This window comes from Novosphingobium sp. LASN5T, assembly GCF_003856955.1.
GTDB lineage: Bacteria > Pseudomonadota > Alphaproteobacteria > Sphingomonadales > Sphingomonadaceae > Novosphingobium.
Genome location: NZ_RQSI01000044.1, coordinates 22,783 through 29,615 on the forward strand (window position 1 = coordinate 22,783; position 6,833 = coordinate 29,615).

9 protein-coding genes and 1 pseudogene are annotated in these 6,833 nt (G+C 68.7%); 9 read left to right on the forward strand and 1 reads right to left on the reverse strand.

Annotated features, from left to right (window positions below; all coding sequences use genetic code 11):
• The 9 genes from pyrE to EH199_RS20050 all read left to right on the forward strand — a co-directional run bounded on the left by pyrE (position 1) and on the right by EH199_RS20050 (position 6,497).
• Complete coding sequence (gene pyrE, locus EH199_RS20010; RefSeq protein WP_124810920.1) at positions 1–585, forward strand: orotate phosphoribosyltransferase; 585 nt, start codon at positions 1–3, stop codon at positions 583–585.
• The gene (locus tag EH199_RS20015) at positions 585–1,343 is read left to right on the forward strand and encodes a pyridoxine 5'-phosphate synthase (RefSeq protein WP_124810921.1); all 759 of its coding nucleotides are present in this window, start codon (positions 585–587) and stop codon (positions 1,341–1,343) included. Before pyrE ends, EH199_RS20015 begins: the two co-directional genes overlap by 1 nt.
• Positions 1,344–1,464: 121 nt before the next feature.
• The gene (gene acpS, locus EH199_RS20020; RefSeq protein ID WP_124810922.1) at positions 1,465–1,899 is read left to right on the forward strand and encodes a holo-ACP synthase; all 435 of its coding nucleotides are present in this window, start codon (positions 1,465–1,467) and stop codon (positions 1,897–1,899) included.
• Positions 1,896–2,810, forward strand: coding sequence for a signal peptidase I (gene lepB, locus EH199_RS20025; RefSeq protein WP_223806802.1), 915 nt, complete (start codon positions 1,896–1,898; stop codon positions 2,808–2,810). Before acpS ends, lepB begins: the two co-directional genes overlap by 4 nt.
• Positions 2,811–2,813: 3 nt before the next feature.
• Complete coding sequence (locus tag EH199_RS20030; protein WP_124810923.1) at positions 2,814–3,887, forward strand: AI-2E family transporter; 1,074 nt, start codon at positions 2,814–2,816, stop codon at positions 3,885–3,887.
• Positions 3,888–3,900: 13 nt separating this feature from the next.
• Complete coding sequence (locus EH199_RS20035; protein WP_124810924.1) at positions 3,901–5,028, forward strand: DUF3089 domain-containing protein; 1,128 nt, start codon at positions 3,901–3,903, stop codon at positions 5,026–5,028.
• Complete coding sequence (gene ruvX, locus EH199_RS20040; RefSeq protein WP_124810931.1) at positions 5,025–5,492, forward strand: Holliday junction resolvase RuvX; 468 nt, start codon at positions 5,025–5,027, stop codon at positions 5,490–5,492. The genes EH199_RS20035 and ruvX overlap by 4 nt, the downstream gene beginning before the upstream one ends.
• A 91-nt stretch (positions 5,493–5,583) precedes the next feature.
• Positions 5,584–6,063 (forward strand): PaaI family thioesterase, encoded by a 480-nt coding sequence (locus EH199_RS20045; RefSeq protein ID WP_124810925.1) that lies wholly within the window; start codon positions 5,584–5,586, stop codon positions 6,061–6,063.
• Complete coding sequence (locus EH199_RS20050) at positions 6,048–6,497, forward strand: PaaI family thioesterase (protein ID WP_124810926.1); 450 nt, start codon at positions 6,048–6,050, stop codon at positions 6,495–6,497. The genes EH199_RS20045 and EH199_RS20050 overlap by 16 nt, the downstream gene beginning before the upstream one ends.
• 3 nt (positions 6,498–6,500) lie before the next feature.
• Here the strand turns inward: EH199_RS20050 and EH199_RS24505 are convergent.
• Positions 6,501–6,833: pseudogene (locus EH199_RS24505) on the reverse strand (siroheme synthase); the annotation flags it as partial.

The following is a 6,833-nucleotide window of genomic DNA, read 5'->3' on the forward strand; positions in this document are numbered from 1 at the left end:
ATGCAGGAAGAAGACGTCCTTTCCGAATTCCGGGCCAGCCAGGCCCTGCTCGAAGGCCACTTCCTGCTCTCCTCGGGCCGGCACAGCGCCTTCTACCTTCAATGCGCGCGCGTGCTGATGGACCCGATGCGGGCCGCGCGCCTGGCCACCGCCACCGCGCAGAAGCTGCCGCGCGACTTGCGCCAGCAGATCCAGAAGGTCGTCTCCCCCGCGATGGGCGGCGTGATCATCGGCCATGAAATGGGCCGCGCGCTGGGCGTGGAGGCGCTGTTCGTGGAACGCCCCACCGGCACGTTCGAGCTGCGGCGCGGCTTCACGCTGCAGCCGGGCGAAAAGGTGCTGATGGTCGAGGACGTGGTGACCACCGGCCTTTCCAGCCGCGAGGCGATCAAGGCGATTGAAGCGGCCGGGGGCGAAGTGATCGCCGCCGCCGCGCTGGTCGACCGGTCGGCCGGGGCGGTCGATCTGGGCGTGCCGTTCTTCCCGCTGGTGGCGCTGAACTTCCCGACTTACGCGCCCGACGAACTGCCGCCCGAACTGGCCGCGACTCCGGCGGTCAAGCCGGGCAGCCGGGCGCAGCCCTGATGGCCGGGGCAGCGGCCAACGCGGCGCTCACGCCGGGCCGGCTGCGGCTGGGCGTCAACATCGATCACGTCGCCACGATCCGCAACGCGCGCGGCGGCGATCATCCCGACCCGGTGCGCGCGGCGGAAATCGTCGCGGCGGTGGGCGGCGACGGCATCACCGCGCACTTGCGCGAGGACCGGCGCCACATTCGCGACGAGGACCTCGCCCGAATCCAGGCCGCCACCGACCTGCCGCTGAACCTGGAAATGGCGGCGACCGAGCAAATGCTGGAAATCGCACTGCGCCACCGCCCGCACGCGGCCTGCATCGTGCCCGAACGGCGCGAGGAGCGCACGACCGAAGGCGGGCTGGACGCCGCCGGCCAGCACAACCGCCTGGCTCCCATTGTCGCGCGCCTGTCCGACGCGGGGATTCGCGTCAGCCTGTTCATCGCGCCCGAAGCGCGGCAGATCGAGGCGGCGATCCGGCTGGGCGCCCCGGTGGTGGAACTGCACACCGGCGAATACGCCCATGCGACAGGCGAAACGCGCGCGATCGAACTTAAGCGAATCGCCGACATGGCCGCGCTGGCGGCGCGCAACGGCATCGAACCGCACGCCGGCCACGGGCTGACTTACGAAAACGTCCAGCCGGTCGCGGCGATTCCCCAGCTCGCCGAACTCAACATCGGGCACTACCTGATCGGCGAGGCGATCTTCGTCGGACTGGAAAACGCGGTGCGCCGGATGCGCGACCTGATGGACGAAGCGCGGTGAACGTTCCATTCCGTCATGCCAGCGAAGGCTGGCATCCGCGGCCAAGGGGCGCCACCCGGCGGAGCGAGACCCCGGATCAAGTCCGGGGTGACGGTCCAGGTCATAAACCGGTGGAACCGGCATGATCATCGGCATGGGCTCCGACCTCTGCAACATCGAGCGCATCCAGGCATCGCTGGACCGCTTCGGCGCACGATTCGAGGCCCGCGTCTTCACCGACGTGGAAATGGCCAAGGCCAACCGCCGTCCCTTCACCCGCGCCGGCACGCTGGCCAAGCGCTTCGCCGCCAAGGAAGCCTTCTCCAAGGCGGTGGGCACCGGGTTCAAGGCCGGGGTCTTCATGAAGGACATCGGCGTGGTCAACGCCTCCTCCGGCGCGCCGACGCTGGCGCTGACCGGCGGCGCGGCGGCGCGGCTGGCCAGGATCACGCCCGCCGGGTACGAGGCGGTGATCCACCTGACGCTGACCGACGATCATCCCTGGGCGCAGGCCTTCGTGGTGATCGAGGCCCGCCCGCTCCGCCCCGACGCCCCCAGCGCGCAAGGTGACGCTTGAACGAAACGACCGAATCCGGACCGGACCTGCCTGAAACGTCCGCTGTTCCCGCAGCCGAAGCGAAGCCGGCCGCCGCGGACGACACGCAGGGCGTCAACTGGCTGCTGGAATTGCGCGGGCTGGCGCTGATGCTGCTGGCCGTGGTGGGCTTTCACAGCCTGATCGCCAAGCCGTTCTACATCCCCTCGATCTCGATGATGCCCAACCTGCTGGTGGGCGACCGGCTGGTGGTGAGCAAGTATCCCTATGGCTGGTCGTGGGTCTCCGCCAGCTTCCACATCCTGCCGCGCGGGATGACGCGCATCCTGCCGCGCACGCCCGCTTATGGCGACATCGTGATCGTGGTGCCACCCGATCGCGACGAGGACTACATCAAGCGCGTGGTGGCGCTGCCGGGCGATCGCATCGCGGTGGTGAACGGGCAGATCATCCTGAACGGCAAGCCCGTGCCGCAGCAGGTCGAACCGCCGCTGGAGCTGCCGGTCGACCTCAACCAGCCGTGCGATCCCGACGATTTCCCCGGCCTGCGCTATCGCGCGAACGACGGGCGCTGGTATTGCGAACTGCCGATCCTGCGCGAAACGCTGCCCAATGGCGCGACCTATCGCGTGATCGATCACCGTCAGCAGCCGCTGGACAACTACGCCGAAGTGAAGGTGCCGCAGGGTTACGTTTTCCTGATGGGCGACAACCGCGACCATTCCGCCGACAGCCGCGCGCCGATCGAGGAAAAGGGCCTGGGCGGCCCCGTCCCCCTGGCCGACGTCGGCGGGCGCGCCGAATTCCTCACCTTCTCGCTCGATGGCAGCGAGGGGTGGAACCCGCTGTCGTGGTGGCGCGCCTTGCGCGAAGGGCGCGCCTGGACCAGTCTGCGCCCCGAGATCGCGAAGACGGCGCAGAAGGACCGATAGACCATGGCCGAGGGTGACGAAAAAGGACGGTCCGGCCCGACCGACATCCGCGACGATCTGGTGCGGAGCGAAGCGAAGAAGGCCTTCGTCTGGATCGGTGTCGCCGCGCTGCTGGCGCTGGCGGTCTATCTGGCGCAACCGCTGCTGGTGATATTCGGCGGCGTGGTTTTCGCCGCGATGATCGACGGTGGGCAGCGGCTGCTGAGCCGCGTGCTGCCGATCCGCCGGGGCTTTCGCATCCTGATCGTGCTGCTGGCGGCGCTGGCCTTCCTGATCTGGCTGGTGATGTTCGCCGGCAGCCAGATCGCCGCGCAGGCCGCGCAGATGCCCGCGGTGATCGAGACGCAGACCGCGCGCGTGCTGGCCTGGGGCCATGCCCACGGCATCTCGGTGAACCAGGCCGACTTCTCCAACGTCGCGGAGAAGCTGATCGGCGGCGTCGGCCCCGTCACCCGCGCGCTGGGCGGCATCTTCGGCGGCTTCGGCACCGCGTTCCTGATCATGATCCTGGGCATCTATTTCGTGCTGGAGCCGGACCTCTACCGGCGCGGCATCGCCTGGATGCTGCCCGAGGGAAGCCGCGAACATTTCCACGGCACTGCCCATCGCATGGGCAAGGCGCTGCGGATGCTGCTGTTCGGGCGGCTGATCGGCATGGCGGTGGAAGGCGTGGCGACCTGGGCGTTGCTCGCGCTTTATGGCGTGCCGATGGCTGCGCTGCTGGGGCTGCTCACCGGCCTGCTCGCCGCGCTGCCCAACATCGGCGCGCCGATCTCGGGCATCCTCATGGTGCTGGTCGGTTTTTCGGGTGGCACCGACATGGGCATCTTCTGCATCATCGTCTATGTCGTGGTGCAGACGGTGGACGGCAATATTATCGTGCCGATGGTGGCGAAGAAGACGGCCGACCTTGCCCCCGCGCTGGTGCTGGGCGCGCAGTTGATCTTCGGCGTGATGTTCGGCCTGCTGGGCCTGCTGCTCGCGGATCCGATCGTGGCCATGCTGAAGATCGCGCTGGAACGGCAAGCCGAACGCAACGGCCGCCCTTCTGTCGGCGGCTCCGGCGGGGAAGGCTGAGAAGGTCTCCGAAATGGCGCGCAAGTTCCTGTATCTCATCGCCGTTCTGGTTGTGCTGGTCATCGTGGCGCTGGCCGCCTTGCGCCTCTGGTCGCTGGAATTGACGCGGTTCGCCTTCGTGCCAAGGACCGGCTTCGAGCAGAAAGGGCCGCTGCCCGATGGAGCCTACAAGGCACCGGGCATGTGGTTTTCACGGCCCGGCATCGCCAACGATCCGGCGCAGCTCCGCCCGCAAGGCATGAAGGCCGAAGGCGACCGTTCGCGCGCGGTGGTGTTTTTCGTCCATCCCACCAGCTATCTGGCACGCGATCACTGGAACGGATCGCTGGAGGACGCCGACGCAAACCGGCGCGCCGCTTCGTTCATCCGCGCCATGGGCAGCGCCTTCAATGGCGCCGCGCAAGTGTGGGCGCCGCGCTATCGCCAGGCGACGTTCGGCGCGTTCCTGACCGACAAGCCGGAAAGCGCGCAGGCGCTGGCGGTGGCCTATCAGGACGTGAAGGCCGCGTTCGCCAGCTTCCTGCAGCAAGTGCCGGCCGACGCCCCGATCATCCTTGCCGGCCACAGCCAGGGATCGCTGCACCTGATCCACCTGCTGCGCGACAGCGTGAAGGGCACGCCGGTCCAGCAACGCCTGATCGCCGCTTACGCGATCGGCTGGCCGATCTCCGCCCGGCACGATCTGCCGGCTATGGGCCTGCCGGCCTGCGCCGGACCGGAAGACACCGGCTGCGCGATCAGCTGGGAAACCTTTGCCGAACCGGCCGAACCGGCGCTGGTGCTGGACGCCTTTCACGGCCGCACTGGGTTGGACGGGCAGCGCGTGGGTAACGAAGCCCCGCTCTGCACCAACCCGCTGACCGGCCGCATGGGCGGAAGCGCCCCGATCGCGGCCAATCTCGGCACGCTGCAGATGGACGAGGATCCGACCGGCGGGAAGCTGATCTCTGGCGCCGCGCCCGCGCGCTGCGACGAACGCGGACTGCTGCTGATCGGCGATCCGCCCAGCGTCGGCCCCTATGTGCTGCCGGGCAACAACTATCACGTCTATGACATCCCGCTGTTCTGGATGAACCTGCGCGCGGACGTGGCGCGGCGGACGGCGGCGTGGGAAAAGTCGCACTCGGTACCGACGCCATGATCACCACGTTCACGCCCGATTTCCGTGCCGCGCTGCCGGAGGGCGGCGTGCTGCTGGGGCTGGATACCGGCACGAAGACGATCGGCGTGGCGCTGTGCGACGCCGGCTGGCGCTTCGCCACCGCCGGCAAGACGATCGTCCGCCGCAAGTTCGCGCAGGACAAGGAACAATTGCGCGCGCTGGTGGCCGAACGGCAGGTGCGCGGGCTGGTGATCGGGCTGCCGCTCAACATGGACGGCAGCGAAAGCCCGCGCAGCCAGGGCGCCCGCGCGATGGCGCGCAATCTTGACGATCTGGGCCTGCCGATCCTGCTGTGGGACGAACGCTGGACCACGCAGGCCGCCGAGCGCGCGATGATCGAACAGGATTTCAGCCGCGCCAAACGCGCCGAGCGCATCGATTCGCACGCGGCCGCGCTGATCCTGCAAGGCGCGATCGACGCGCTGGCGGGCGGTGTGCTGTAAGCTCGGGACGGGAACAACGCGAACCGGAACAGTCCCACATTGCCACTTGTCTTTGCCCCCGACGCCCGGCAGAGCATCCGGTATGGAGGACATGAAAAGCAAGTTTCCCCCACGGTTCAACATCCCGCCGGGTGTTGGCATGGACCCGGTACAGGGCAGCAAGGCCATCACGCGCCACGGCCACTCCGGCTTTCTGGGCATGGAATATGTCGGCCACGGCGAAGACTGGTTCGAACTGGCGCTGCCCTGGCGCGAGGATCTGGTGGGCGTGGAGGAAACCGGCGTGCTGGCTTCCGGCCCGATCATCAGCCTGCTCGACAACTGCACCTCGATGTCGGTCTGGGCGCGGCGCGGCGAATTCCAGCCGCAAGTGACGCTGGACCTGCGCATCGACTATGTGCGTGCGGCCACGCCGGGCAAAACGATCATCGCCCGCGCCGAATGCTACCAGCTGCGCCGCAGCATGGCCTTCGTGCGGGGCATCGCGCACGATGGCGAACTGACCGATCCGGTGGCGCACGCCGCGGGCATCTTCATGCTGGTGGAGGCGAGCGGATGGATGAAAGCGTGACCAGCCCGGAGGAAGGCACACCCCTGCCCGCCGACCATCCGCTGCATCTGCCCCCCTATGCCCGCGCCATGGGCATGGAAATCGACCGGATCGAAGACGGCGTGCCCGTGATCGGGATGGACTATACCGAACGGGCGGTGGGCCGTCCGGGCTATCTCCATGGCGGCGCGATCGGCGGAATGCTGGAAATGGCGGCGTTCACCGCGCTGCGGGCCGAGCTCGACCGCACCGGCGCGGCGATGCGGATCAAGCCGGTCAACATCAGCATCGAATACCTGCGCGGCGGGGTTGACCATCGCACTTACGCCATGGGCCGCGTAACCCGCGCGGGCCGGCGCGTGGCCAACGTGCGCGTGGAAGCGTGGCAGGCCGATCGCGACAAGCCGGTGGCAAGCTGCTGGATGAACTTCCTGCTCGCACCGAAGGCCGGATAGGGCCTACTCCCGAGTCAGGTCGATCACGATTCCCTGGTCCGGCGCTTCCGCGCCAGGCGGCAGGCGAACGGCATCGGCGCGCGCGCGGGCAAGGACGGCGGGTGGCACATCCGGGCCGGCGATCACCGCGTCGGCCTGCCCCAGCAGGCGCGCCTCGCGCAGGGTGAGATCGTCCGGATCGTCGGACCGCAGCGCGATGGTGAAGCGCCCGGAAAGGCCAGCCGAGGCGCCGGCGAGCCAGCGCTCCACGGCATCGGCCGGCGGCTCCGCCAGCGGATCGAGCGGCCCGCCCTGCTCCAGCGCGGCATCGAGCGCGCGGCGGCGGTCGCCTGGCGA

Coding starts and splice junctions, on each gene's coding strand:
- EH199_RS20035 (WP_124810924.1), top strand. CDS start 3,901: ATGGCGCGCAAGTTCCTGTATCTCATCGCCGTTCTGGTTGTGCTGGTC.
- EH199_RS20015 (WP_124810921.1), top strand. CDS start 585: ATGGCCGGGGCAGCGGCCAACGCGGCGCTCACGCCGGGCCGGCTGCGG.
- acpS (WP_124810922.1), top strand. CDS start 1,465: ATGATCATCGGCATGGGCTCCGACCTCTGCAACATCGAGCGCATCCAG.
- EH199_RS20050 (WP_124810926.1), top strand. CDS start 6,048: ATGGATGAAAGCGTGACCAGCCCGGAGGAAGGCACACCCCTGCCCGCC.
- EH199_RS20045 (WP_124810925.1), top strand. CDS start 5,584: ATGAAAAGCAAGTTTCCCCCACGGTTCAACATCCCGCCGGGTGTTGGC.
- pyrE (WP_124810920.1), top strand. CDS start 1: ATGCAGGAAGAAGACGTCCTTTCCGAATTCCGGGCCAGCCAGGCCCTG.
- ruvX (WP_124810931.1), top strand. CDS start 5,025: ATGATCACCACGTTCACGCCCGATTTCCGTGCCGCGCTGCCGGAGGGC.
- EH199_RS20030 (WP_124810923.1), top strand. CDS start 2,814: ATGGCCGAGGGTGACGAAAAAGGACGGTCCGGCCCGACCGACATCCGC.